Origin of the sequence: Erythrobacter sp. WG (genome assembly GCF_026586795.1) — a bacterium.
In the GTDB taxonomy this organism is placed as follows: Bacteria; Pseudomonadota; Alphaproteobacteria; order Sphingomonadales; family Sphingomonadaceae; genus Erythrobacter.
In genome coordinates this window covers 1-26,141 of sequence record NZ_JAPFGY010000039.1, presented here as the reverse complement: position 1 = coordinate 26,141, position 26,141 = coordinate 1, and the positions used below count along the sequence as shown (strand labels likewise).

Here is a 26,141-nt window from a genome sequence, read left to right as displayed (position 1 = left end):
GCCACCGGCACCGCCACCGCGCGCGGGCCCGCATCGCCGCCGCGCGCGCGGTCCGGAACGCGCCCGAACACCTGCCAGCCCGCCACCATCGTCCCCGCCACCTTCAGCGCCAGCAGCATCAGCGCCATATGCACCGCGCCCACCAGGAAGAAGGCCATCGCCGCCTGTTGGTCGATCTGCCCGGGCGCCCGCACCAGCGCCGCCAGCACCGGCACCGCCAGCTCGAGCATGATCGAGCCGCCCAAGACCGCGAACAGCGGCGCCAGCGCCATCATCGTCACCCCCTTCAGCCACCCGGCGAACAGCCCGCGCGTGCCCTCGAACAGCGCCAGCACCACGAAGATCGGACCCACCGCCAGCAGCAGCGCCAGCGCGATCCGCGCCGTCACAAGCAGGCCCACCGTCCCCAGCAGGAGCAGCATCGCCCCCAGCCACATCATCCCCGGCGGGCTGAAGGCGCCGATGTCCTTGGCATCCCCGCTCGCCTGCTGCACCGCCACGAACACCACGTCGAGCTTCTGCGCGAACACACCGGTCGCGCTCTCGCCCCGGCCCGCGCCGGTCAGGATGCCCGCGATCTGGTCGGGCCCGCCCACGAAGATGTTGTAGAACACGCTCGAGAAGGCGACGAAGCTCGTCGCGAAGGTCAGCACCAGCCCCAGCGTCATCATCTTCGGCACCAGCGCGCGCACCGACAGGCTCGATCGCCCGAGCATCAGCGAGATGCCGAAGAAGGCCACATAGAGCCCGAGCACGATCGTCAGCGCAAAGGCCAGCTGCCCCTCGCTGCCGAACAGCCGCCCGAAGGCCTGCTCGCTCATCGCACTCGCGATGCAGTCGACCGCGGTCAGCGCCGCGGACACCCCGCTGCCCATGGCCCCTGCCGCCTGATCACACACCGCGCTCATTCGGCGGCCTGCGAGAAGAGATCGCCGCCCGCAGCGCGCGCCCCGTCAACAGGACCGAGATCGGGGCCAAGATCATCGGGGCCGGCATCGTCAGGCCCCCCTTCGCCCGGCCCCTCCCCGCCAGGCCACGCCCGGCCGGTCAGCGCCGGGTACCACGCCGCAGGCGCATCCCCGAGCCCCTCGCGCAACACATCGAGCCGCCGCACCGCGCTCTCCCGGCCCGACAGGATCGTCAGCACCTCGGGCGCCCCCGACAGATCAAGCCGCACCACCACGCTCGCGTCGGGCTGGCGCACCAGGAAGGCGCGGCTGTGCGCGGGCAGGCTGCGGATCAGCGCGAACTCGTGCGCCGTCAGCCCGAACCCGTCGCAGTAATCCTCCGCCCGCGCCCGGGCATTGGGCATGAACACCATCGTCGCGGTCTGCTCGACCAGCGCCGCCGCGATCCGGCTGTCCAAGGCATCGCGCGCCGACTGCGTCGCGAAGCCGACCAGCGCGTTCCTCTTGCGCAGCGTCTTCAGCCAGTCGCGGATCCGCGCGGCGAACACCGCATCGTCCAAGGCCTTCCACCCCTCGTCGATGAGGATCATCGTCGGCTGCCCGTCCAACCGCTCCTCGATGCGGTGGAACAGATACATCATCACCGGCGTGCGCAGCCGCGGGCTCTCGAGCAGCGCGGTCATGTCGAAGCCCAGCACCCGCGTGCCCAGATCGAGCCGGTCGGTGGCATTGTCGAACAGCCAGGCGTGCTCGCCCTCTCCCAGCCACGCCGAGAGCCGGTCGGCAAGGTCGCCCGGCGCCGGCCGCCGCGTGCCCGCCAGGAGCTCCCGGAAGTGGCCGAGCCGCCGCAGCCGCGGATCATTGGCATAGCTCGCATCGACCGCCGCCGCGATCGTCGCCAGCTCCTCGGGCCCCTCGGCCTCGAGCAGCACCCCCAGCCAGTCGCGCAGGAACGCCCGGTTGGCCGCCGTGTCCGGCAGCGCCAGCGGGTTGAAGCCCGTAGGCAGCCCCGGGCTGATCCGGTCATAGCGCCCGCCGATCCCGCGGATGAACAGCTCCGCGCCGCGATCCTTGTCGAACAAAATCGTGCGGGGGGCGAACTTCTGCGCCTGGGCCGCCAGGAAGTTCATCACCACCGTCTTGCCCGAGCCCGACGGGCCGATCACGCTGAAGTTGCCGAGGTCCCCCCCGCCGCTGCCCGCCGCGTGGAAGTTGAAGAAGAACGGCGTCGCGCTGGTCGTCTCCAGCAAGGTCACCGCATCGCCCCAGTGGTTGCCCTCGGCCTGCCCCAGCGCAAAGCCGTGGAAGCTCCCGAACCCCGCCATGTTGGCCGACGAGATCAGCGCCCGGCGCACGATATAGTCCTCGTTCCCCGGGAACTGCGCCCAGAAGGCGGGCTCGAGGTTGACGTCCTCGCGCACCGCGATCGCGCCGGTGTCGGCCAGCACCGCAGCCGCCGCCGCCACCGCCTCGTCGAGGCGGCCCAGCGTCCGCTCGCGCACCAGCACGGTGAGGTGATGGTCGCCGAAGCCGACCGCGCCGTTCCCCAGCGCATCGCGCGCGGCGAGCATCTCCCCGCGCTCGGCCGCCGCCTCCTCGTCGACCGAGCGCGAGCGCCTGAGCGCCAGGTCGATCCGCTCCCTCGCGGTGGTCCGCTCGGCCGGCGCATAGCTCTCGGTCACCACCATCTCGAAGGGCAGCCGCAGCAGCGGATCGAGCAGCCCCGGCGAGGTCGCCTCGGGATAGTCCTTGAGCCCCAGGATCGCCGCGAAGTCCGCCCCCGCGCTGCCGCGCAGCTCCATCGCATCGAGCCCGAAGCTCGCCCGCCGGTAGGGCAGCATATGCCCGATGTCGGTCCCCTCCGCAGGCCGCCGCACGGGCCGCATCTCGCCGTTGTAGAGCGCGCTCAGCAGCTCGAGCAGCTCCGTGTTGGTGCCGTCAGGCGAGCCCGGCGCGCGGTACTCGCCCAGCACCGCCGCCCCGTACTGCTGCAGCGAGGCGACCAGCCCGGTGATCGCCGCCTTGAGGCTCTTCACGTCCCGGGGATCCGGCTCCAGCGCATCCTGCCCCCGCCCACGTCCACGCCCGCGCGACAGCAGCTTCGCCACCCGCTCCGGCACCCCCGCCTTGCCCCGCGCCGGACGCCGGATCAGCGTCACGAACTGGTCGTTGACGAACAGCGCGCCCCCCGCCAGCCGCTCCTTCCAGCGCGCGTCGATGTGCCGGCTCAGGGGATCGGGGAAGGCCGCGTCGAGCTCGACCTCGACCCGCCGCCGGATCACGTGGTGATAGAGCACGAAGCGCGCATCGAGCACCGAGCGCAGCATCGCCTCGCGCGTCGCCGCGTGCGCGTTCAGGGCATCGCTGTCCTCGGTCTCGAACAAGAGCCCGGGCACCTGCACCGCGCTCATCACGCTCCCGTCGCGCAGCAGCACCGTGCTCGCATCGATGAGCCGCGCATAGGGCAGCCGGTCGCCCACCCGCGCCTCCTTGGCACCCCACGCCGCCGCACCCAGCCACTTCGCCATCAGCGATGCTCCCCCAGGGCCACGCGCTCATGGCGCATAGGAGTTGCCCCCCCAGCGCGCATAGTTCGCCACCCGCGGGCACTTGCTCACCTTCGTGATCCACAGGTCGAACACCCGCGGCTCGCGCAGCGAGGCAAAATACCCCACCCCATGCATCACCGCCGGCACCGGCAGGATCCACCAGCTCTTCAGGATCAAGAACGCGATCGTCGTCACCATCAGGTTGATGACGAAGAAGTTCAGCGTCACACCCGCAAACATCTGCGGACGCGTCAGCGCACGGTGCACCGGATGACGCACAAGCCCGCTCACAACCGCCCTACCCCGCCGCCGACTGAATGCCCGCGACAATCGTCGTCGCCCCAAACACCACAAACACCCCGATGATCACCGTCGCACCAAACCGCCAGTTCACACGACCCGTCAGCATCATAAAACCAACCGCCGCCACCGCCATCACCGCAACCGTCGTCGCCACAGTCCCCAGCAACGTCCCCTGCAACCACAACAACGCAGAACCAATCGGCCCAGAACCAGCAGGATCCAAAGACCGCGCAAACGCAGAAACAGGAAAAAGACCAAGCGTCAAAGCAACAGCAACACGGGCTGGAAAACAGCGGGTCATCATGGAAGTGATCTTGGCCTTCGTCATATCACAGAGCACAGGCGCGCCGAACGGCGGAGCGCAAGGGCGGCACCGGGACCGGCGGCCAAAGCAGCAATGACAGCGCGGCAGGGCGCGGCGCGAATCATGTCCGGGGCCTCCAGAAGCCCCGTCTTTGTCTCACCCAGATGACAGGAAGGTGACAGCGGCGCGGGCGGCCCTCGCGCGGCCGCCAGCGGGCAAATGCGTCAATCGCGGTAGGTCAGCTGTCCGGCAGGCGCGGCGCTCACGCGGAACTCGCCGCGCTCGAGCATCCGCATCGCCCTGCGCGCGAGCTTGCGCGAGTCCGTCGTCGCGCCGTCGGCGGTCTCGAGGTCCACCACCTCCTCGTGGGCCAGAACGCGGGTGAAGGCCTCGCGCGCGCGCGCTTCGTCGCCGGCCTGGGCATAGGCGATGCCGCGGTTGATCAGGACGGCGGGATCATTCCCATCGGCGAGGCTCGCACGCACGATCGCGCCCGCGCCCCTGCCGGCGCGCCCGGCATCTCGCGGCGCGGACTCGGACGGGGTGAGCATGGCGGGAGATCCGGCAACCGGAGCGGCGGCGGCGCCTGCTGGAGCGGTCGCAGCGGTCAGCGCAAGGGCAAGGGCAATCAGGGACATCGGCAGCACTCCTCCATCTGGCCTGCGCATGATGCCGCACCCAAGAAGGTGATGCAACAAAACTGTAATATTGTCATTGAAATGCAATACGAGAGGTCAAGCCACTGAAATCACTACCGCCCTTTGTGACGCCAGCGCGCCTCCCTCCGCCGCCTCAGGCGCCCCGCTGGTCATAGTTCGGTCACATACGGAATCATGACACGCGTCTGTCACATTGCAGAAATTCTGTCACAGCCCCTGCCTAGCCAGCCCCCAGCGCCGTCGCGCACCACCGATTCTCGGCTCAAGAGGGGACCCACGCTCGTGAAAAACTTACAACGCACTCTGATTTTGGGTTGTAGCCTTGTGGCTCTTGCCGGCTGCGGCGCGGACGAGATCGTCTCGCCGGGCACGGGCGGCGACATCATCATCAACAACCCGGCGCCGACGCCCACCCCGACTCCTACTCCGACCCCGACGCCGACCTCGACGCTGGTGACCCCCGCGTCCGGCTGCCCGACCATTGCCACCGCCGCCGGCCTCACCGATGGCGGCACCATTACCGGCCCGACCGGCACCTACCGCGTGTGCCGCCTGCCGGCGACCTTCACCTCCAACGACACGCTGCGCTACATCCCGGGCCTGCTCTACGAGATCCGCGACCGGGTGAACATCGGCACCGACCAGGGCTTCTCGAGCACCAACACCGCCGTGACCCTGACCGTGGAGCCGGGCGTGATCTTCTTCGCCACCGGCTCGAGCTTCATCGTCGCCAACCGCGGCAACCGCCTTGTTGCCGACGGGACGGCCACCCGCCCGATCGTCTGGACGAGCCGCGACAACGTGCTCGGCCTTGCCAGCGACAACAGCGACCAGCAGTGGGGCGGCGTGGTGCTGCTCGGCCGGGCGCGGGTCTCGGATTGCCGCACCGGCGTGTTCAACACCACCGCCGCTCCCAACGCCAACCCGACCTGCGAAGGCCAGCTCGAGGGCGCGGCGGTCGCCACCCCGTTCGGCGGCACCAACGCCGCTGACAACTCGGGCTCGATGCGCTTCAACCAGATCCGCTATTCGGGCTTTGAACTGGCGCCCAACAATGAGCTCCAGTCGCTCACCACCGGCGGCGCGGGCTCGGGCACGGTGCTCGAGAACATCATGAGCTTCAACAGCTCGGACGACGGGCTCGAATTCTTCGGCGGCGGCTTCAACACTCGCAACTGGGCCGTCATCGGCGCCTCGGACGATTCGATCGACGTCGACACCGGCGCGATCGTCAACATGGACACGGTGATCGCGGTGCAGCGTTCGACCACCGGCGACCGCCTGATCGAGCTCGATTCGCCCAACGTCGCCGACCGTACCCCGTCGAACGCGACCCCGCAGACCCGTCTGCAGGTGAACAACTTCACCTTCGTGACCCGCGCCGGTGCGCCGCAGGTCATCCAGGCGCGCGGCGGCGCGGCATTGGGCCTCACCAACGGCGTGATCCGGGCCGGCACCAACCACTGCTTCCAGATCGACGAGCCCGCCACGCTGGCGGCGATCATCGGGGTGGATTCGGTGGTCGGCAACTGCCCGGCGACCGATCCGGTCCGCGGCGGCGCCGGCGTGACCAACGCCGATGCGGCGGCGCGCATCAACGCGGGCACCAACAACAACCTCGCCTTCACCATCACCCTCACCAACAACGTGGTGAACGGCGACGGCGAGAACGCGCGCACGGCGTTCAACGCCAACACCCGGTCGACCTTCTTCCCGACCCGCACCTACATCGGCGGGATCCAGAACGCGGCCATGCTCAACACGATCTTCCAGAGCTGGACCTGCAACTCGTCGATCCAGAACTTCAACAGCCCGCTGGGTGCCTGCACCTCGCTGCCTGTCTACACGAGCTGATTGCGGCCTGATCGCGAGCGGGAGGCGTCCATTCGGGGCGCCTCCCGCTTGTTCTTGGCGAGCCCTGCTCGCCCGCATTGCAAAGAGGCATTCATGAGGGGGCCTTGTTCCATGTCGAGAGTTTCACGTCTGGCAGGGGTGCTGTTGCTGACCTCGTCGCTGTGCTGTCCTGCGCTTGTCCATGCCCAGGAGACCGACACGCCTGCCGACGCGGCCGCGCAGCCGGCTGACCCGGTCGAGCCCGAGGCCGAAGAGGCCGAACAGCCCGACATCTCGCTGCCCGGCGGCAACATCGTCGTCACCGGGCGGCGCAACCGCAATCCCGAGCGGTCCTCCGGCCAGGTGCTAAGCGTGCTGTCGGAGGCGGACATCGCCCGCACCGGCGAAGGGGACATCGCCGGCGCGCTGACCCGCGTCAGCGGCCTCTCGTTGGTCGGCGACGGACGCGTCTTCGTGCGCGGTCTGGGCGACCGCTACTCGCTGGCGCTGCTCAACGGCCTGCCGCTCCCCAGCCCCGAACCGCTGAGCCGCGTCGTGCCGCTCAACATCTTCCCCACCAGCGTGATCTCCTCGGGCCTGGTGCAGAAGACCTATTCGGCGAACTTCCCCGGCGAGTTCGGCGGCGGGGTGATCAACCTCACCACCAAGGCGCTGCCGAAAGAGACCTTTCTGGAGGTGAGCGCCAGCGCCAGCGGCGACACGCTCACCACCTTTCAGAACGGCCTCACCTATTTCGGCTCGCGCTGGGACACCTTCGGCTTCGACAACGGCAACCGCGACTTCCCGACGGTCCTCCAGGGTCTCATCGCCGACGGCACCCGGGTCAACAACGCGACCGCCGCGCAGCAGCGCCAGCTGGTCGGGCAGATCATGCCGACCAACCTCGTCACGCTGCAGAAGAACGACGCGCTGCCCGCCAACTTCTCCGGCAATCTCACCGGCGGCACCTCCTTCGAGGTGGGCGACGGCAACTATCTCGGCGTGATCGCGACGGTGGGGATCACCAACAGCTGGCGCAACCGCTCGGTCATCAGCCAGCAGTTCGGCAATGCCGAGGCAGGCCAGGTGATCTTCGATTCCAACACCTTCGTCACCGACAACAAGGTGCTGGTGAACGGCCTTATCGGCCTGGGGCTCGACATCGGCGAGCACACGATCCGCTGGACCAACCTTTACATTCGCGACACCCTCAAGACCGCCCGCCTCGCGCGCGGCACCGATGCCTTCACCGACATCGTGCGGCCCTTCGAGTTCCAGACGCAGCAGACCGGGTGGTTCGAGCGCCAGCTGATGGATTCGCAGCTCGTCGGCGAGTTCAAGTTCGACCGCTTCGAGGTCGACCTGCGCGGCGGCTATGCCCAGACCGATCGCGAGGCGCCCTACAACGCGATCGTGCCCTACATCCGCACCAACATCCCCAACGATCCCTTCGGCAGCCAGTTCGCCGTGGACGTCGGCGCGGTGATCGGCGGGACCGAGCGCATCCAGGTGGGCTTCGAGGATCTGCGGGAGAAGCTGTGGTTCGGCGGCGCTGACCTCAGCTACGAGGTGACCGACGATCTCACCCTGACCGCGGGCTATGCCTATACCGACACGACGCGCCGGTCGCTGTCCTTCATCATCCGCCCGCTGCTCCAGTCGACCGCCGCGCGCAACACGGCCCTGCGCGCGGTCGGCCTCCGGCAGCCGGGCAGCATCTTCAACGGCGCGACCCTCGCCACCGATGCGGGCGGGGTCGGCTTCTTCAACGTGACCGCTTCCGACCCGACACCCTTCCCGGTGTTCGACGCGGCCTTGCGGGTCCATGCCGGTTATGGCCTGTTCCGCTATCGCCCGACCAGCCGGCTCTCGGTCGAGGGCGGCCTGCGCTTCGAGGACGGCCTCCAGACCGCCGCGCCCGATCCCGCCTTCGATGCGGGCTTCACGCCCACCCCGACGCGCATCGCCAACCGCTACTGGCTGCCCTCGGCGACGATCACCTGGGAGGCGACCGACGATCTCCAGCTGCGGTTCGCCGCCTCGCAGACCATCGCGCGTCCGCAGTTCCGCGAGCTGGTCGAGCAGACCTATTTCGATCCCGAATCCAACCGCCGCTTCCGCGGCAACCCGTTCCTGATCGACAGCGAACTCATCAACCTCGAGGCGCGCGCCGAATACTACTTCGGCGGGCGCCGCAAGGTCAGCCTCGCCGGGTTCTACAAGGAGATCGACAACCCTATCGAGAACTTCCTCATCACCGCACCCGGCATCATCGAGACCAGCTTCGCCAACGCCCCGAGCGCCGAGCTCTACGGGGCCGAGCTCGATGCCGCCTACAGCTTCGATCTGGCCGGGCTGGGCGGCGGCTTCTTCTCGACCAAGGAGCTCTTGGTGCTGGTCAACTACACCTTCACCAAGTCGAACATCGCGGTCGGCGCGGATGACCGCGCGCCGATCCCGGGCAACGTCACCCAGCTCGCCAGCCAGCTGTTCGACGACGGCGCGCCGCTCGTCGGGCAGTCCGACCACATCGCCAACCTCTCGCTCGGCATCGAGGACACCGAGAAGGTCCAGCAGGCGACATTCCTGTTCAACTACGCGAGCAAGCGCGTCACATCGCGCGGCGGTGCGCTGCCCGACGTGATCGAGAACCCGGGCCTGACCGTCGATTTCGTCGCCCGCTCGGAAATCCGCCTCGGTCGCCAGCCGATCGAGCTGAGCTTCGACGTGCGCAACATCTTCGGCCGCGACAACTTTGAATACCAGCAGCTCGGCAGCAACCGGGTCGAGGTCAACACCTTCCGCGTCGGCACCGCCTTCTCGGTCGGCGTGAAGGCGCAGTTCTGATCTGCGGCGGGGCGAGGCGCCTGCCTTGCCCCGCCCTTTCCTTCGGTATCGCCGCGCCGCCGCACGTCACTGTCCCGCGCGCCGCGACCCGGCCCCGGAACCCGCCATGGACCTCCCCTCAACCCCTCGTTAAGCATGTGGGTCTAGGCGGGGACAGTTCGGACGGAAGACGGGGGATATGCAGGCTCGATCATCATTGCGCAGGGCCATGGGGGCGCCGTGATCCCGGCGCGCACCGCTGCCGGGCTCCCGGACAGGACTCCCGCATACCCCGGAGCGTGGCTCGACACGTGGCCGGCCTTCGCTCTCCTCTGCCTTGTTTCGCTGCTTCCCCTCCTTGTGGTGGGTTTCCCGCCGCTCGTCGACCTCTACGGTCACCTCGGTCGCTATGCGATGCAGACCGATCTCGCCAATCGTCCGGAACTCCAGCCCTATTACTCCTACGAGTGGCGGCTGATCGGCAATCTCGGCGCGGACCTCCTCGTCGAGCTGCTGCACCGCTGGCTGGGGCTCGAACCGGCGATCCGCCTGATCGTGCTGGCGACGCAGGCGCTGGCCGCTGCCGGCATCCTGCTGATGAGCCGCGCACTCCACGGGCGCATCACGCCCTTCGCCATCGCTGCCCTGCCGCTGATCTACGGCCTGCCCTTCAACTACGGCTTCCTCAATTTCTCGCTCGGCATGGCGCTGGCGATGCTGGCCTTCACGCTGTGGCTGCACCTGCGTCGCGGAACGTCGCGGCTTGCCGCACCGCTGTGGCTGGCGATTTCCGGGCTCGGCGTGTGGGTGTGCCACACTTATGGCTGGGCCTTCCTCGGATTGCTGTGCGGCTCGACCTTGCTGGCCGAGGCGATCGCGGCCCGTGAGCGCCCGCTTGCGGCGGTGGGGCGGATCGTCGCGACCTGCGCGCCGCTGTTGCTGCCGCTCATCCCCATGATCGTGTGGCGCTCGGAAGCGGGCGGTCTCAACCTCGACAGTTCGGGCTTCATGTACAAGCTCCTGGGGCTGGTCTCGGCGCTACGGGTCAAGTGGGCGATTATCGACGTGCCCTCGCTCTTCGTGGTCGTCGCGCTGATCTACTGGGCGGTGCGCAGCACGGCCGTGAGGATCGACCTGAGGCTCGGCATAGCCGCGCTGCTGTGCTTCGCCTTTTTCCTGATCCTGCCCAAGACGGTGTTCGGATCGGCTGGCGCGGACGTGCGGCTGGTGCCCTATGCGTTGATCTGCGCGCTGCTTGCGGTGCCTGTCGGGGCGCTCGGCAGCACGGCGTTGCGCCGCGTGACCGTGATCGCGCTCGGCTTCCTGGCAATCCGCACGGTGACGACAGGCGCGGCCTATGCGCAGTACGAGGCCCGGACCGAGGCGTTCCTCCCCGCGCTCGACGCGATCCCGCGCGGCGCGCGCGTCGCCTTCTTCTCGATCTCGCCCTGCGCACCGACCTGGGACCTGCCGGTGCTCGATCACAGCGCCGGCTTCGCGATGGCGCGGCGCAGCGTGTTCGTGAACGATCAATGGAACGTCCCGGGTCTGACGCCGCTGACGGTGCATTACCCGGCGGCCGGCGCGTTTGCCCAGGACCCCTCGCAATTCGTCCTGCCCGACGGCTGCGACCGGCACTTCTACCCGCACCTGTCGCAAACCCTCGCACAGGTGCCCTACGATGCCTTCACCCACGTGTGGATCATCGGCGACCTTCCCGAAGGCTTCCGCCCGCCTGCGCGATTGCGGCCCGTGCCTCACGCCGGCGCAGGCGCGCTTTTGGCGGTGCAGCCGATCGGTTACTTCGCGGATGGTGGAGCGTTAAGGCTCGGCGACCGCTTCGCTGTGGCCGCGCTGATCGGCCGCGTCCGCGTCAACAGCCAACGCTGCGCAAAAACTGCTATAGCAGCGCTTCGGCGGACAGCGATCCGTGCCGCCCGATGCCGATTAACCGTGATTCGCGGGAAGGCGGCAGGAAGGAGCCGGATCGCCACACTTTGCAGGCTTGTCATACAACCTGTTGGTCTGGCGGCGGAAACTAAAAAAGCCCCGGTTTCCCGGGGCTTTCGTGCCTTTACGGCTGGCCGCTGATTAGCGACCGCCGAGGCAGATCGAGATCCATTCCCACATAAAATCGTTCCCTATCAGCATGACGATGAGAACGTCTTTAGCGGATTGTTAACCTTAATCAAGTGTTAAGTGCAGCGCGCCCGCCATCCATCATTGCCAGCAGTTCGGGCATCGTGATCGCCCGCGAGAACAGGTAGCCCTGGGCCTGGTCGCAGCCCATCGCCTTCAACGTCGCGGCAACATCGAAGTCCTCGACACCCTCGGCGACCACGGTCTTGCCCAGCGAGTGGGCAATCTCGATGGTCGCGCGCACCACGGCGCGGCTCTCCTCGGAGGTCGCCATGTGCTGGACGAAGCGCTTGTCGATCTTGAGCTCGGAGCTCGGCAGCTTCTCGATATATTCGAGGTTGGATTGCCCCGTCCCGAAATCGTCGATCGACAGGCCGATTCCGCGGGCCTTCAGAGCGGCGACCTGCGGGGCGATCCGCTGGTCCTCGAGCTTCGCTGTCTCGGTCAGTTCGAGCGTCAGGTTCTCGGGCGGGAAGTGGTAGCGGCCGAGCATCGTCATGATGTCGAACAGCAGATGCGTGTCCGAGAGGCTCTTGGCCGACATATTGACCGCCAGCTTGAAGCGGGGGTCAAGCGCAAGCGCCCGCTTCCCGTCAACCAGCGCGGTCTCCAGCACCACCAGGGTCAGCTCGTTGATGCGGTCGCCGGCTTCGGCTGCAAGGACAAGCTCCTGCGGGTCGACGAAGGTCTGCCCGTCGGGCTTCCAGCGGATCAGCGTCTCGGCGCCGACGATGCGGCCCGAGGCGAGATCGATCTTGGGCTGGTAGGCGACCTTGATGTCGCGTTCGCGCAGGCCTCTCTCGAGGATCCGGATCATCTCCAGCCGCTGGTTGCGCGCTTCGAGATAGGCGGCGTCATTGATGATGAAACGCGCGCCCCGCTGCGCGGCTTCGTCGGCCGCCTGCATGGCCTTCTTGATGCGCTGTGCCACGGGCAGATCATGGTTCGTGTCGATGCCCAGCGCGGCCGCATTGTTGGAAGACTGCCAATCGTGGCTGATCGCGGTCTTGAGCATCAGGGCAAGTCCATCGGCATGGCGTTCGAGCTCGACGGTATCCATGCGCGGCGCGAGCCAAACCAGCAGGTCCCGCTCGAACGCGACATCGCTGATCGCGCTCGGCCCCTTGACGTAGGAGATCAGGGTGTTGACGAAATCCCCGGTCTCGCGGACCGACCAATCCTCCGACAGCTCGGCGAGATTGGCGATCTTGAGCGCGTAGACGTCATGTTCGGGGCTGGGCCGCTGGGAGCTGATCGCGGTGGTATTCATCGCATCAACATCGCCGCGGAAATATTTGCGGTTGATCCGCTGGAACCCGATCCCCGCCCAGATCAGCGCCAAGAGCGCGGGCATGATATCGAGATTGACCCCGAAATCGTCGAGAAGCAGAGGGATGATCGCAAGGCCGATGGCGAGGGACACAAGCCGGCTTTGCGAACGCGACTGGCCACGTGCCAGCCAGACCATCATCGCCGCAGCAAGCGCGAGCGCAGGATACCACTTGAGGTCGACGGGCGTGCCACGCTTCAGCGTGTGCGCGCCCATGATGTGAAAATAGGCCCCCGGAATGCGTCCATAACTCAGGGGGTAGTGATAGAAGTCGGACGACTGATAGAAAGTCTCGCCGATAACCACGTTCTTGCCGGCAAGCTGCTTTGCGGTGATCCGCCCTTCAAGCACATCGACATAGCTGAACGTCGGCACGGTGCGCGGATCGAAGGCATAATCCGGTCGGAAGACCCGGTCAGGGCCTGCGTATTCGGCAAGCGCTGCGGAAAGCGCCGGAACCTGCCGTCCCTCGAACTCGGCCCCGCTCTTGAAGCGGATCGAGAGGAAAAAGGGACTGCCGGAGGCGTTCATCATCGCCAGGTTCGCCTCGCGGCGAAACTCCGGACGGGGCAGGATTTGCTCCACGGTCTGGAACCCCGCCCGATGGCTCGGAACCATACCAAGCCACACCTTGCCCTTGTGACGCGCCAGCGTGCTGGTGAAGAGCGCATCCCCCGCCGGGGTCTCGGCAGACGCTTGTGCGCGATCGAAGACGATGCGCCCGACGCCCTCCGACGCAAGCCGATCGATGATGCGGCTGTCCGCCGCCCGATCGGGCAACTTGCCGTTGAAGGCGTCGATGGTCTTGTCGTCGATCGCAATCATCGCGATGTCCTGCGGCGCCTGCTGCTGTCGCACCGCCGCGCGCACCGCGCGGTAGAGGTCCTCTACCGGAAGCGGCAGATCGATGGCTCCGGCAAACAGACCGAACAAAGCCGCCCAGATCGCCACGCGCAAGCGCTTGCCGCGCAGCAGGGCGGCGCCGGAATTGGAGGGCGTGTCGCCCTGTCCGTCGCGCACCTCCTCCCCTGCGAAGGCGCGCGCGGGCCGGATTCTGTCGGCTAGGGAGGAAAACCAGGCAATCATCAGGCGCGCTTATCCCGTGGGAGACCCGCCCGAACCCTAGGATGCAATGGTTAATTCATTGCGAAGGATCGTCCTCGCCCGCCCCGGCGCGCGATCAGATCACGCGGCCGGCCAGTAGTCCGAGCGCCATCGTCAGCAACCCGAGGCCGAGCGAGAGATGCCAGCGCAGCCGCAGGAAATCGGGCGCCGCATGGCCGATGGCGCGGTCGATCAGCGGCGAGCCGAGGATCAGCGCACCGAGGTAAAGCAGCGCCGGGCCCGGCCATTCCCAGCCGAAGGTCCACGGCAGGAACAGCGCCACGGCAAGGAGGCTCGGCAGCACGGCGATCGCATAGGCGCCGGCCGGGGCAGCGCCGCCTGTCCGCGCGCTGGATACCGCCTGCCCCCACCATACGCCGCCCAGGAAGGAGAAGATCGCCGCCGCATAGGCAAAGCCCCCGGCAAGCGCGGTGTAGCGCCATTCGTGGCCGATCAGCAGCAGCCCGACACACAGCGCCTGCGGCAGCAGCCCGGCATAGCCGAGCGCGCGCGCGGCGGGCGAAAGCGAGGTTTGTCCGTCCATGGCGCGACAAAGCCCGTGGGGGCCGGCGGTTCCCGCCCGCTTGCCTCGCCTGCGCGATTGGGCCACCTTCCGGGCCATGAACCTGTTCGATCTCAGCGGCCGCACCGCCCTCGTCACCGGCGGCAACGGCGGGCTCGGCCTCGCCATGGCGCGCGGCCTTGCGAAAGCGGGGGCCGATGTCGCGATCCTCGCGCGCAATCACGACAAGAACGCGGCGGCTCTCGAAGAACTGCGCGAGCTCGGCGCAGGCAAGGTCCTGGCGCTGACCTGTGACGTGGCCGAGGACCGGCAGATCGAGGACGCGGTCGGCAAGGTGCTCGCCGCACTAGGGCGGATCGACGTTTGCTTCGCCAATGCCGGCATATCGGGTGCAGGCACGGCGATACCCGACATCACGGCGGAAGGCCGGGACTACACCCTAGCCATCAACACCCGCGGCGCGGCGCTCGTCTACAAGCACGTCACCCGGCACATGATCGCCCGCGCGAAGGAGGGCGACCCCGGCGGCAAGCTGATCGCGACCTCATCGGGCCAGTCGATCATGGGGGTGAACCGCTCGTCGGACTATGCCGCCTCCAAGGCCGCGCTGAACGGGCTGACCCGCGCCGCCGCCTTTGAGCTTGCGCGCCACGCGATAACCGCCAACGCGCTCCTCTTCGGCTATTACGAGACCGACATCACCGCCAAGGCCGACCCGAAGTTCGCCGAGTGGATGAGCCGCCGCATCCCGCTGCGCCGCCCCGGGGATCATGCGGGGCTCGAGGGCCTTGCGGTGTTCTTCGCCTCGCCCCATTCCGACTACATCACCGGCCAATGCCTGCCCGTCGACGGAGGCCTGTGCATCTCCTGAGCCGGAACGCGCGTAGCCTCCAACCGTTCGCCTCATCATCGACGCCCTGCTGACCGAAAGCCACCCTCCCCCGTGTCTGACAACGACCAAGACCCCGGCTCCTTTGGCCCGGACTTCGCCGACCGCCCCGAAGACCGCGCCCGCCAGCGCGCCGTGCCCGCGGGCCGGGTGGCGCGGATCAGCACCTTCGGGCGCCTCGTCGGCGGGGTCGCGGGCGGGATGGTGGCGGAAGGGGCGCGGCGGCTCGCGGCTGGCGAGGGGATCACTGCACGCGACCTGATCCTGACGCCGGGCAATGTCCAGCGCCTCACCGACCGCCTCTCGCACCTGCGCGGCGCGGCGATGAAGATGGGGCAGATGATCAGCCTCGATGCGGGCGACTTCCTGCCGCCCGAGCTCTCGAAGATCCTCGCGACGTTGCGCGATCAGGCGAACTTCATGCCGACCAGGCAGCTCGACCAGGTGCTCAAGGCCGAATGGGGCCCGGACTGGCGCAAGCAGTTCCGCTGGTTCAATCCCCGCCCCATCGCCGCCGCGAGCATCGGCCAGGTGCACAAGGCCCTCACCCGCGACGGCGAGGAGCTGGCGATCAAGGTGCAGTATCCGGGCGTCGCCAAAAGCATCGACAGCGATGTCGACAACGTGATGACCCTGCTCAAGGTCGCCGGCTTCGCCCCGCCCGAGCTCGAGATGGACAAGCTGATGGCCGCGGCCAAGCAGCAGCTCCACGAGGAGGCCGATTACCAGCGCGAAGGTGCGCAGATGGCGATGTATCGCGAGCGGCTGGCGGACGTCCCCGGCTTCGTGGTGCCGCGCCTCCACGAGGGGCTGACGCGCGGCTCGATCCTCGCGATGAGCTTCGAGGAAGGCGTCTCGATCGAGGAACTCGGCAACGAGCCCGCCGAACGGCGCGATGAAGTCTTCGCCCGGCTGATCCGGCTCGTCGCGCGCGAGCTGTTCGATTTCGGCGTCATGCAGACCGATCCCAATTTCGCCAACTTCCGCTACCGGCGCGAGACAGGCGAGATCGTGCTGCTCGATTTCGGCGCCTGCCGCCCGGTCGATCCGGCGGTGGCGCAGGGCTATCGCCGGATGCTCGCGGCGGGGCTCGAGGGCGATGCCGAGCAGGTCCTCAAGGCGACCATCGAGGCCGGCTTCATGATGCCGATCGTCGCCGAGAAGCACCCCGAACGGGTGAACCGGATGATCGACATCGTGATCGGCGAAATGCGCGAGGACGCGCCCTTCGATTTCGGGAACCGCGCCTTCGTGCCGCTGCTGCGCGACGAGGGGATGGCGATCGCGCAGGACAAGGACACCTGGGCCTTCCCGCCGATCGAGACCCTGTTCGTGCAGCGCAAGGTTTCCGGCACTGCTCTGCTCGGCGCGCGGCTCAAGGCGAAGGTGAATGTCCGCCGCATCACCGAGGAGGTGCTGGCGAGCACGGCGGCAAGCCCGGCTGCCGCAGCCTGATACGCCAGATGTGCCGCTCGCTGTCTAGGCACCGCCCGGCACCCTTAGCGCACCGGTAAGGATGTTCCCGCGAAACCAACAGGATAGCCTGTAGACACGGGCTGATCTTTGGTCTAACGCACTCGCCATGCACGGGGGGATCGAGCACAAGATTGGGGTGCTGTTCGTGTGTCTCGGCAATATCTGCCGGTCACCGATGGCCGAAGGCGCGTTCCGCGAGCGCGCTCGGGATGGCGATTTCGCCTGCCTTGTGGATTCGGCCGGGACCGCCTCCTACCATGTCGGCAGCCAGCCCGATGGGCGCGCCATCGCTGTCGCCGCACGCCACGGGATCGACATCGGCGGGCAGGTCGCGCGGCAGATTGAACGGGACGATTTCTACCGCTTCACCCACATTATCGCGCTCGATCGTGCCAACCTCGAAGGCGTGCGCGCCCGCACACCGCGCGATGCGACGGCGCAGCTTGCGATGCTGATGGACGCGGTCCAGGGCCGCGAGGGCGAAGGCGTGGCCGATCCCTATTATGGCGATGCCGCCGCCTTCGATGCGGCGTGGGACGCGATCCAGATCGGGGTCGAAGCCTGGCTCGCGCGGTTGCAGCGCGAAGCGCAGGCGCTGCGCGCCTAGCCGCCCCGCAGCAGCTGCACGCCCCAATCGCGCTCGAACAGGTAGAGGAGCAGCCGCGCCGCCTCGCCGCGCGGGCTCGTGAGACCGCCGTCGCGCTCCATCAGCAGCCGCGCATCGGCATGGGCCGCCGGGAGCAGCCGCTGCACCTGCTCGAGATCGGCGATCCGGAACCCCGCCTCGCCCGACTGGCGCGTGCCGAGCAGCTCGCCGCCGCCGCGCAGCGCCAGGTCCTCCTCGGCGATCCGGAACCCGTCCTGCGTCTCGCGCATCAGGGCAAGGCGGGCCCGGCCGGTCTCGGACAGCTGCGCCGAGCGCAGCAGCAGGCAGGTCGATTTCTCCGCGCCCCGTCCCACCCGGCCGCGCAGCTGGTGGAGCTGGGCGAGGCCGAAACGCTCGGCCTGCTCGATCACCATCAGAGTTGCCGAGGGCACGTCGACGCCGACCTCGACCACCGTCGTCGCGACCAGCAGCCGCGCCGCGCCGGTTGCGAAACGCTCCATCGCGGCGTCCTTCACCTCGGGCCGCAGCTGGCCGTGGACGAGCACCACGGCATCGCCGAACCGCTCGTTCAACGCCGCGAAGCGCGCCTCGGCGGCGGCGATGTCGGCCATGTCGGGCACGCCATCGATCTCGCGCACCATCGGGCAGACCCAGTAGGCCTGCTGCCCGCCGGCGATATGGCGGGCGAGCCCCTCCACCACCTCGTCGATGCGCTCCATCGCGACGACGCGGGTGTCGATCGCTTGCCGCCCGGGAGGCAGCTCGTCGAGGCGGCTGACGTCCATCTCGCCATATTGCGCCAGCGTCAGCGAGCGTGGGATCGGGGTCGCGGTCATCGCGAGCGTATGCGGAGCGCGCAGGCCCTTGGCGGCGAGCGCGAGGCGCTGGGCAACGCCGAAGCGGTGCTGCTCGTCGATCACCACGAGGCCGAGATCGCGGTAATTGACCGTGTCCTGGAAGATCGCGTGGGTGCCGACGAGCAGCTGGATCGACCCGTCGAGCAGGCCCATCAGGATGCTCTCGCGCTCACGCCCCTTGGCGCGGCCGGTGAGCAGCGCGATCTCGACGCCGGTCGGCCCGAGCATCTTGCGCAATGTCTCGAAATGCTGGCGCGCGAGGATCTCGGTGGGGGCGAGCAGCGCGGCCTGCTTGCCCGCCTCCACCGCGATCAGCATGGCGTTGAGAGCGACCACGGTCTTGCCCGCTCCGACGTCCCCTTGGAGCAGGCGCAGCATCGGCGCCTCTTGCGCCATGTCGCCCTCGATCTCGCCGATCGCGCGCTGCTGCGCCCCGGTGAGGCCGAAGGGAAGTTGCAGCTTGGCCCGGAGCGCCCCGTCCCCCGCCAGCGCCTGCCCGCGCCGGCGTCGTCCGTCGGCCTTGACCAGCAGCAGCGCCAGGGAGTTCGCCAGCAGTTCGTCATAGGCGAGCCGATCGCGCGCCTTGGGCTCGGTGCCCTCGTGCGCGAGCCGCAGCGCCGCGGCCCAGGCCGGCCAGGCTGCGCGTTCCAGCTGGCCGGGCTCGATCCATTCGGGCAGTTCCGGGAGCCGCGCCAGCGCCTGCGCGGCAAAGTCCGCGATGCGCGGCTGGGTCAGACCTTCGGAGAGGCGATAGACCGGCTCCGACAATCGCCCCATCTGTGCGGCGCCCTCGGCCTCGATGTGATCGGGGTGGACGATCTGGAGCATATCGCCATAGCGGTCGAGCCGCCCGGCGACCCAGCGCCGCTCGCCCACCGGCAGGAGCTTCTTCGCCCTGAACGCCGCCTTGCCGAACCAGTTGAGCGACAGGATGTTGCCGCCCGCATCCTGCGCCAGCACGCGGTAGGGCCCGCGGCTGCCCGCACGCGGCGCGCGGTGCTCGATGGGCGTGAGCGCGACGATCACCTGCTCGCCCTCGCTCGCCTCGTCGAGGTTGGTGATCGCGCGCCGGCTGACGAAGCGTTCGGGCAGTTGGTAGGCGATGTCCTTGATCCGGCAGAGCCCCAGCTTCTCGAGCGGCTTCATCAGCTTCGGCCCGACGCCCTCGAGCGTCTGGACTTCGGCGAACAGCGGATTGAGAGCCTCGGGGCGCATGTCGGCCTCGCTAACACCGGCATGGCCGCAATGCGAGTTGAAGGCGACGAGAGCTGTGGCTAGGTGATCCCCATGACCGACGCCCCTCCCTTCGAACAGCGCCTTGCCCGGGCGAAATTCCGCAGCTGGCACCGCGGCACGCGCGAGGCCGATTACATGATCGGCGGCTTCTTCGACCGCTATCACGCCGCCTGGGGCGAGGCCGAGCTCGCGTGGTTCGAGGCTCTGCTCGACGAGGACGACGTGGACGTGATGGCCTGGGCGCTAGGCACGCAGCCGCCGCCGGGGCACCTCGCAGGCGAACTGCTCACCGCCATGCAGAAGCTCGATTACGTCGACATTCCGCGCTGATCCTGCGCCGCTGCGCGCCCGCGCCGTTCGACAGGCGCAGTGCGGCGCGATAAGGGGCGGAACCTATCGTCCGCCCCGAACTTGTCGAAGGGCGCGCAAGGCCTATCTGCCCATCGACGCCGCCGACCGGAAGCAAAGATCCCGATGCCCGACCTCAACCGCATCCTCGCGGCCCGCGAACCGCTGACCCTCGCTTCGCTGCCGCGCGCGAGCGTGCCGCTGGTGCTCGCCGATCTGGCACGCGCCGGCGCCGGGACAAAGGGCGGGCGCCGCGCGGTGTTCGTCGCGCCCGACGATGCCGCGATGCGCGCCGCTGCCGAGGCCGCGCGCTTCTTCGCGCCCGAGGTCGAGGTGGTGACCTTCCCCGCCTGGGACTGCCTGCCCTACGACCGGGCCAGCCCGGCCCTCTCGATCAGTGCCGAGCGGCTGGCTGCGCTCCACAAGCTCCAGCAGCCGGGCGCTGCGCAGCAACTGCTGGTGACCACCGTGAACGCGGTGCTCCAGCGGGTGCTCACCCCGTTCCGGGTGCGCGAGAGCGTGCGCGAGTTCAAGGTCGGCACGCAGATCGCGCAAGACGCGCTTACCGCGCTCCTCACTCGCCAGGGCTACAGCCGCACCGACACGGTGATCGACCACGGCGAATTCGCGGTGCGCGGGTCGATCGTCGACATTTTCCCTTCTTCGCTCGATTCGGGACTCAGGCTCGATTTCTTCGGCGACGAGCTCGAATCGCTGCGCCTGTTCGATCCCGCGACGCAGCTGACGATCGAGCGGATCGACAGCCACCTGCTGCTCCCCGCCTCCGAGGCGCTGCTCGACGAGGAGAGCATCAAGCGCTTCCGCACCCGCTACCGCGAGCTGTTCGGTGCCAATGCGACGCAGGACCCGCTCTACGAGGCGGTCAGCGAGGGGCGCCGCCTTGCCGGAATGGAGCACTGGCTGCCGCTGTTCGAGAGCAAGCTCGCGACGCTGTTCGACCATCTCGGCAAAAACGACCTCGTGGTGATCGACCAGGGCGCGGCGGGGGCGGCGGAGAACCGCCTCGGCGACATTGCCGATTACTTCGAGCAGCGCGGCCGGATCGCGGGCGAGCGGAAGGGCTCCTACCGGCCGCTCAAGCCCGATGCGCTCTATCTGACGCGCGACGAGTTCGACGCCGCGCTCGCTGGCCTGCCCGCGCACCGGGCCACGGGCTTCGCCTCGGACGAGAAGGCGGGCGTGCTCGATTTCGGGTTCCGCTCGGGGCGGGACTTCTCCCCTGAACGCGGGCGCGGCGAGAACGTCTACGAGGCGGCCGCAGCGCACCTCAAGGGTGTGCTGAAGGACGGTCGCAAGGCGCTGGTGGCCGCCTATTCGAACGGCAGCGCGCGGCGCATGGCGGCGATCCTCGACGAGGCGGGCGCGCCGACCGTGCTCGCCGACACGTGGCAGTCCGCGCTCGGGCTCGCGGCGAAGAAGAAGGTCGCGGTGGTCATGCTGCCGCTCGAGACAGGCTTTGCCAGCGATACGCTGGAGGTGCTGACCGAGGCGGACATCCTCGGCGACCGGCTGGTGCGGCGCAAGAAGAAGCGCAAGGATTCCGACGCCTTCCTCGCCGAGCTTCAGGCATTGTCGCAGGGCGACCTGGTGGTCCATGTCGAACACGGCATCGGCCGCTATCTTGGCCTCGAGGCAATCCCGGTCGGCCAGAGCCAGCACGATTGCGTCGCGCTCGAATATGCGGGCGGCGACAAGCTGTTCATACCCGTAGAGAACATCGACGTCCTCACCCGCTACGGGTCGTCCGAGCAGGCGGTGGCGCTCGACAAACTGGGTGGCGAGGCATGGCAGCGCCGCCGCGCCAAACTCAAGGAGCGCATCACAGCGATCGCCGGCGAGCTGATGCAGGTCGCCGCCGCACGCGCCCTGCGTCAGGCCCCCGCCCTCCCCGCCGATCCCCAGAGCCTCGGCCAGTTCACCGACCGCTTCCCCTGGTCCGAGACCGAGGACCAGGAACGCGCCATCGCCGATGTGCTGGGCGACCTCGAAAGCGGGCGCCCGATGGACCGCCTCGTTTGCGGCGATGTCGGCTTCGGCAAGACCGAGGTGGCCCTGCGCGCGGCCTTCGTCGCGGCGATGCACGGGCAGCAGGTGGCGGTGGTCGCTCCAACCACCCTGCTCGCCCGCCAGCACTACCAGAATTTTGCGGAACGCTTCGCGGGCTTCCCGCTGAAGGTCGGCCGCCTGTCGCGCCTCGTCACCGCCAAGGAGGCCGCCGAGACGCGAGAGGGGCTGGAGAGCGGCGACATGGACCTCGTGGTCGGCACCCACGCGATCCTCTCGAAGTCGACCAAGTTCAAGAACCTGGGGCTCGTGATCGTCGACGAGGAGCAGCGCTTCGGCGTCACGCACAAGGAAAAGCTCAAGCAGCTGCGCGCCGACGTCCACGTGCTGACGCTGACCGCGACGCCCATCCCCCGCACGCTCCAGATGGCGATGTCGGGCCTGCGCGAACTCTCCACCATCCAGACCCCGCCGGTCGACCGCCTCGCGGTGCGCACCTACGTCATGGAGTGGGACGACATGGTGATGCGCGAGGCCCTGCTGCGCGAACATCACCGCGGCGGGCAGAGCTTCATCGTCGTGCCGCGCATCTCCGACATGGCCGATGTCGAGGACTGGCTGCACAAGAACGTCCCCGAGGTGAAGTCCGTCTCCGCCCACGGCCAGATGGCGCCTGCCGAGGTCGAGGAGCGGATGGGCGCCTTCTACGACCGAAAGTACGACGTGCTGCTGTCGACCACGATCGTCGAGAGCGGGCTCGACATCCCGAGCGCCAACACGATCATCATCCACCGTGCCGACCGTTTCGGCCTCGCCCAGCTTTACCAGCTGCGCGGACGCGTCGGGCGGGCGAAGCTGCGCGCCTATGCCTACCTGACGCATGAGGCGGGGGTGGCACTGTCGGAGATCGCACAGAAGCGGCTGAAGGTGCTGGGCGACCTCGATACGCTCGGCGCAGGGTTCCAGCTGGCCAGCCACGATCTCGACATCCGCGGCGCGGGCAATCTGCTGGGTGACGAGCAGTCCGGGCACATCCGCGAGGTCGGCTTCGAGCTCTACCAGGCGATGCTCGAGGAGGCGATCCTTGCCGCCAAGGCGGGCGAGATGGGCCTCGAGAAACCGCGCGACAAGATCACGCCGCAGATCACCGTCGATGCGCCGATCATGATCCCCGAGGACTATGTACCCGATCTTGCAGTGCGCATGGCGCTTTACCGCCGCCTCAACCAGGCCGAGGGCCAGCACGAGATCGAAAGCCTCGCCGCCGAGATGATCGACCGCTTCGGCGATCTTCCGCAGCCGACCAGGAACCTCATCCGGCTGATCGAAGTGAAGCACCAGGCGATCGAGGCGTGCATCGCCAAGATCGACGTCGGCGCCAAGGGCACGCTGGTGACCTTCCACGAAGACAACTTCCCCGATCCCGCCGGCCTCGTCGCCTATGTCGAGCGGTTGAACGAAGGTGGCAAGGAGACCGCCAAGCTGCGCCCCGACATGAAGCTGGTCATCAACCGCGCGTGGGGCGATCCGCGCAGCCGGCTGAATGGCCTGTTCCAGCTCACCAAGGGCCTGAGCGGGATCGTGAAGAAGGCGGCGAAGGCGAAGAAGGCGGCCTAGTTGCCCGTCTGCCCAGCGAGGATGTCGAACTCGACCGGGTCGTGAGCGCAGAGCATCCGCACCTCGCCGCCGTGCTTCAGCGACAGTTGCCGCAGCCGCGCCTGGTTGGCGAGCCGGGCCGAGCGGTCGACTTCCATGAGCGCCTGAAAGCCGCGGAGCATCGGAGTGCAGGCGTATTCCTGCGCGCCCACCTCGCCGCGATAGAAATAGGCATCGCCCACGTGAAGCATCCATCCGCCCGCGTCGCGGACCGCCACTCCGGCATGGCCCCAGGTGTGCCCGGCAAGGGGCACGAGCAGGATCTCGGGCGGAAGGCCGTCGAGATCGCGACCCCGTCGAAGCCGAACCATGTCTCGCCGCCGCCCAAGCGATAGAGCCGCCCATCGCTCGCCTCGTCCCATTGCTGCGGGCGGTAGCGGCGGGTGCCCACGAAGGCCCCGCCCTCGCCCGCGCCGTCGCCGCCCTTGGTCGTGATCGCTCCCGGGTTTCCGCCCGCACCTTTTTGCGCCATGTCTCGTCTCCCTTGATGGAGCGGACATCATCGCGCTCGCGCAAATGGTGGCCCCTGATCAATGTGACCAGCACGGGCACCCGCGGTCGGGCTTGAGGGGCGGCTCAGCCGAGCCGGTCAGCCGTGTCCCATGCCGCGCGCGGTGCGGGCGAGCGCCACGACGCGCTCGCTCGGCATCGGCTGGGCGCGCAGGAAGCCCTGCCAGTAGTCGCAGCCCTCCGCGGTGATGGCGGCGCGCTGGATCTCGTCCTCGATCCCTTCGGCATAGACCGCAAGGCCCAGCGCCTTGGCGAGGGCGACGATCGCCCGCAGCACCGCAAGCGCGGTGGCATCGGCGGGGATGCCCTCGACCATCGCCTTGTCGAGCTTGAGCGCATCGAGCGGCAGTTCGCGCAGGTATCGGAAATTGCAGAACCCCGCCCCGAAATCGTCGAGCGCGGTGCGGAAGCCGAGGCCGCGCAACGCCTTCAGCGCGCTCGCCGCCTGGGGGAGATTGCGCACCAGCAGGTCCTCGGTGATCTCCAGCATCAGCCGCTGCGGCCCGATCTCGGAGCGTCCGATCAGCGCCGCGAAATCGGCGGCGAAGCGTGGATCGCCAAGCTCCTCGGGCGTGATGTTGAGCGACAGGGTGAGGTTTTCCGGCCAGGTCGCGGCGTCCTCGAGCGCGCGGGCCACCACGTGGCGCGACAGCGGGGCGACGAGCGCCGCACGCTCGGCCACCGCGAACAGGTCGCGCGCGCCGATCGGGCCGAGGGTCGGGTGCCGCCAGCGCGCCAGCGCCTCGGCCCCGACCAGCGCGCCGGTCGCGCAGGCGAACTGTGGCTGGAACAGCACCTCGATCTCGCGCCGGTCGAGCGCGCGCAGCAGGTCGGCCTCGAGCACGCCGGGGCTGACGCCGGGCAATGCCCCGCGCACAGGCCCCCGCAAGGATGTCCGACCCTGTTCCATCGCGCTCCCTTTACCCCGTTCCCCCTTACGCCTTGCTTTGCAACCTGCCTCGCATCAATTGCAATCCGCCCGAATCTGGCACATCAGGGTTCATGCCAAGTGACGCGCCGGGGATAAGCACTGTGGTGGCCGCTTTTGTCCTCGGGAGGGAGAGTGATGTCCGGCAATTCCGGCAATGGTGCAACGGGCGGGGCGGGTTACCAGAAGCTGGCCCTGCTCGCCTCCGACAACGAGCGGGCGCAGCAAGCGCACGAAGCGCTGCTTGGCCAAGGGGAGTGGGTGCCGCTGGCCGAGGCCGAGGCCGTGGTGGTGCTGGGCGGCGACGGTTTCATGCTCCAGGTGCTCCACGCGATGCTCGATGCCGGGCAGGTGATCCCGGCCTACGGGATGAACCTCGGGACGGTCGGCTTCCTGATGAACCGCTACGACAAGCGCGCCGCCTTGCCCGCGCGGGTCAACAAGGCGCGCCACTGGACGATCTCCCCCCTGCGCGTCGAGGCGGTGACGCAGGACGGCGAGACCCACACCCTGTGCGCGATCAACGAGCTCTCGCTGCTGCGCGAGACGCGCCAGACCGCCAAGATCGAGGTGACGGTGGGCGACAGGGTGCGGATCCGCGAGCTGGTGTGCGACGGGGTGCTGGTGGCGACGCCGGCGGGCTCGACCGCCTACAACCTCTCGGCGCAGGGGCCGATCCTGCCACTGGACAGCAGGATGCTCGCCCTCACCCCGATCAGCCCCTTCCGCCCGCGGCGCTGGCGCGGGGCGATCCTGCCCGACCGGATGCCGATCATCCTCAGGGTGCTCGAACCGGTGAAGCGCCCGGTCGCCGCCGTCGCCGACCAGAAGGAGCTGCGCGACATCGCCGAGGTGCGCCTCCAGATCGCGCGCGATGCCGATCTGACGCTGCTGTTCGACCCCGGCCAGAGCCTCGAGGAGCGGATCGTCGCCGAGCAGTTCGTGACGGCGTAAGTTGACGAAAGTCATGCGCACACGATGCAGGCCCGGCGCGTGAACGAACGAAGGTGTGTTAGCCCAATAATACACCCTTCCCGGGCTTCGCTGAGGGCTCATACCAAAGCCTGTGGAATCTGACTCACGGGGGGTATCGTTGGGGGCGGATTGGTGATTCACCATGGCAAACTGTTG

The 26,141-nt window shown here is 68.4% G+C and carries 19 protein-coding genes; 9 read left to right on the top strand and 10 right to left on the bottom strand.

Annotation, left to right across the window (positions count from 1 at the left end; genetic code table 11):
• From OPU67_RS15195 to OPU67_RS15175, 5 genes are all read right to left on the bottom strand, one after another.
• On the bottom strand, window positions 1-875 hold an 875-nt coding region (locus tag OPU67_RS15195; protein WP_420709031.1), incomplete at its 3' end, for a type IV secretion system protein.
• A 29-nt stretch (window positions 876-904) separates the two neighbouring features.
• On the bottom strand, window positions 905-3,436 hold the full coding sequence (locus OPU67_RS15190) for a VirB4 family type IV secretion/conjugal transfer ATPase (RefSeq protein WP_267621127.1): 2,532 nt from the start codon (window positions 3,434-3,436) through the stop codon (window positions 905-907).
• Window positions 3,437-3,463: 27 nt separating this feature from the next.
• Entirely contained in the window at window positions 3,464-3,748 is a 285-nt protein-coding gene (locus tag OPU67_RS15185) for a type IV secretion system protein VirB3 (protein WP_267621125.1), read from the bottom strand.
• A 7-nt stretch (window positions 3,749-3,755) separates the two neighbouring features.
• Window positions 3,756-4,088 carry a TrbC/VirB2 family protein gene (locus tag OPU67_RS15180; protein WP_420709030.1) on the bottom strand — a complete coding sequence of 111 codons (333 nt, stop codon included), beginning with the start codon at window positions 4,086-4,088 and terminating at the stop codon, window positions 3,756-3,758.
• A 200-nt stretch (window positions 4,089-4,288) separates the two neighbouring features.
• Window positions 4,289-4,702: a hypothetical protein gene (locus OPU67_RS15175; protein ID WP_267621123.1), complete on the bottom strand. Its 414-nt coding sequence runs from the start codon at window positions 4,700-4,702 to the stop codon at window positions 4,289-4,291.
• 345 nt (window positions 4,703-5,047) lie between these two features.
• Between OPU67_RS15175 and OPU67_RS15170 the strand changes: the two genes are divergently transcribed.
• From OPU67_RS15170 to OPU67_RS15160, 3 genes are all read left to right on the top strand, one after another.
• Window positions 5,048-6,577 carry a hypothetical protein gene (locus OPU67_RS15170; protein WP_267621121.1) on the top strand — a complete coding sequence of 510 codons (1,530 nt, stop codon included), beginning with the start codon at window positions 5,048-5,050 and terminating at the stop codon, window positions 6,575-6,577.
• Window positions 6,578-6,688: 111 nt separating this feature from the next.
• Complete coding sequence (locus tag OPU67_RS15165; RefSeq protein ID WP_267621119.1) at window positions 6,689-9,403, top strand: TonB-dependent receptor domain-containing protein; 2,715 nt, start codon at window positions 6,689-6,691, stop codon at window positions 9,401-9,403.
• Window positions 9,404-9,745: 342 nt separating this feature from the next.
• Window positions 9,746-11,473, top strand: a complete 1,728-nt coding sequence (locus OPU67_RS15160) for a hypothetical protein (RefSeq protein ID WP_267621117.1) — start codon at window positions 9,746-9,748, stop codon at window positions 11,471-11,473.
• A 97-nt stretch (window positions 11,474-11,570) separates the two neighbouring features.
• Here OPU67_RS15160 and OPU67_RS15155 read toward each other — a convergent pair whose 3' ends face one another.
• Window positions 11,571-13,937 (bottom strand): EAL domain-containing protein, encoded by a 2,367-nt coding sequence (locus tag OPU67_RS15155; RefSeq protein ID WP_267621115.1) that lies wholly within the window; start codon window positions 13,935-13,937, stop codon window positions 11,571-11,573.
• A 94-nt stretch (window positions 13,938-14,031) separates the two neighbouring features.
• Window positions 14,032-14,499, bottom strand: a complete 468-nt coding sequence (locus OPU67_RS15150; protein WP_267621113.1) for a DUF3429 domain-containing protein — start codon at window positions 14,497-14,499, stop codon at window positions 14,032-14,034.
• Window positions 14,500-14,575: 76 nt separating this feature from the next.
• Between OPU67_RS15150 and OPU67_RS15145 the strand changes: the two genes are divergently transcribed.
• The 3 genes from OPU67_RS15145 to OPU67_RS15135 all read left to right on the top strand — a co-directional run bounded on the left by OPU67_RS15145 (window position 14,576) and on the right by OPU67_RS15135 (window position 17,450).
• The gene (locus OPU67_RS15145) at window positions 14,576-15,349 is read left to right on the top strand and encodes an SDR family NAD(P)-dependent oxidoreductase (RefSeq protein ID WP_267621111.1); all 774 of its coding nucleotides are present in this window, start codon (window positions 14,576-14,578) and stop codon (window positions 15,347-15,349) included.
• A 72-nt stretch (window positions 15,350-15,421) separates the two neighbouring features.
• The gene (locus OPU67_RS15140; protein ID WP_267621109.1) at window positions 15,422-16,822 is read left to right on the top strand and encodes an ABC1 kinase family protein; all 1,401 of its coding nucleotides are present in this window, start codon (window positions 15,422-15,424) and stop codon (window positions 16,820-16,822) included.
• A 127-nt stretch (window positions 16,823-16,949) separates the two neighbouring features.
• The gene (locus tag OPU67_RS15135; protein ID WP_267621107.1) at window positions 16,950-17,450 is read left to right on the top strand and encodes a low molecular weight protein-tyrosine-phosphatase; all 501 of its coding nucleotides are present in this window, start codon (window positions 16,950-16,952) and stop codon (window positions 17,448-17,450) included.
• Here the strand turns inward: OPU67_RS15135 and recG are convergent.
• Entirely contained in the window at window positions 17,447-19,522 is a 2,076-nt protein-coding gene (recG, locus tag OPU67_RS15130; protein WP_267621105.1) for an ATP-dependent DNA helicase RecG, read from the bottom strand. The two genes, OPU67_RS15135 and recG, sit on opposite strands and share 4 nt — an antisense overlap.
• A gap of 72 nt (window positions 19,523-19,594) precedes the next feature.
• Between recG and OPU67_RS15125 the strand changes: the two genes are divergently transcribed.
• Window positions 19,595-19,873, top strand: coding sequence for a succinate dehydrogenase assembly factor 2 (locus OPU67_RS15125; RefSeq protein WP_267621104.1), 279 nt, complete (start codon window positions 19,595-19,597; stop codon window positions 19,871-19,873).
• 144 nt (window positions 19,874-20,017) lie between these two features.
• A complete protein-coding gene (gene mfd / locus OPU67_RS15120) occupies window positions 20,018-23,533 on the top strand; it encodes a transcription-repair coupling factor (protein WP_267621102.1) in 3,516 nt (1,171 codons plus the stop codon).
• On the opposite strand, the gene OPU67_RS15115 is transcribed toward mfd, so the two are convergent.
• Together OPU67_RS15115 and OPU67_RS15110 are read right to left on the bottom strand one after the other, a co-directional pair.
• Window positions 23,530-23,883, bottom strand: a complete 354-nt coding sequence (locus tag OPU67_RS15115; RefSeq protein ID WP_267621100.1) for a hypothetical protein — start codon at window positions 23,881-23,883, stop codon at window positions 23,530-23,532. The two genes, mfd and OPU67_RS15115, sit on opposite strands and share 4 nt — an antisense overlap.
• 278 nt (window positions 23,884-24,161) lie before the next feature.
• Window positions 24,162-24,947 carry an EAL domain-containing protein gene (locus tag OPU67_RS15110; protein WP_267621098.1) on the bottom strand — a complete coding sequence of 262 codons (786 nt, stop codon included), beginning with the start codon at window positions 24,945-24,947 and terminating at the stop codon, window positions 24,162-24,164.
• 201 nt (window positions 24,948-25,148) lie between these two features.
• Between OPU67_RS15110 and OPU67_RS15105 the strand changes: the two genes are divergently transcribed.
• Complete coding sequence (locus tag OPU67_RS15105; protein WP_267621096.1) at window positions 25,149-25,964, top strand: NAD kinase; 816 nt, start codon at window positions 25,149-25,151, stop codon at window positions 25,962-25,964.
• The last annotated feature ends 177 nt before the right edge of the window (window positions 25,965-26,141 follow it).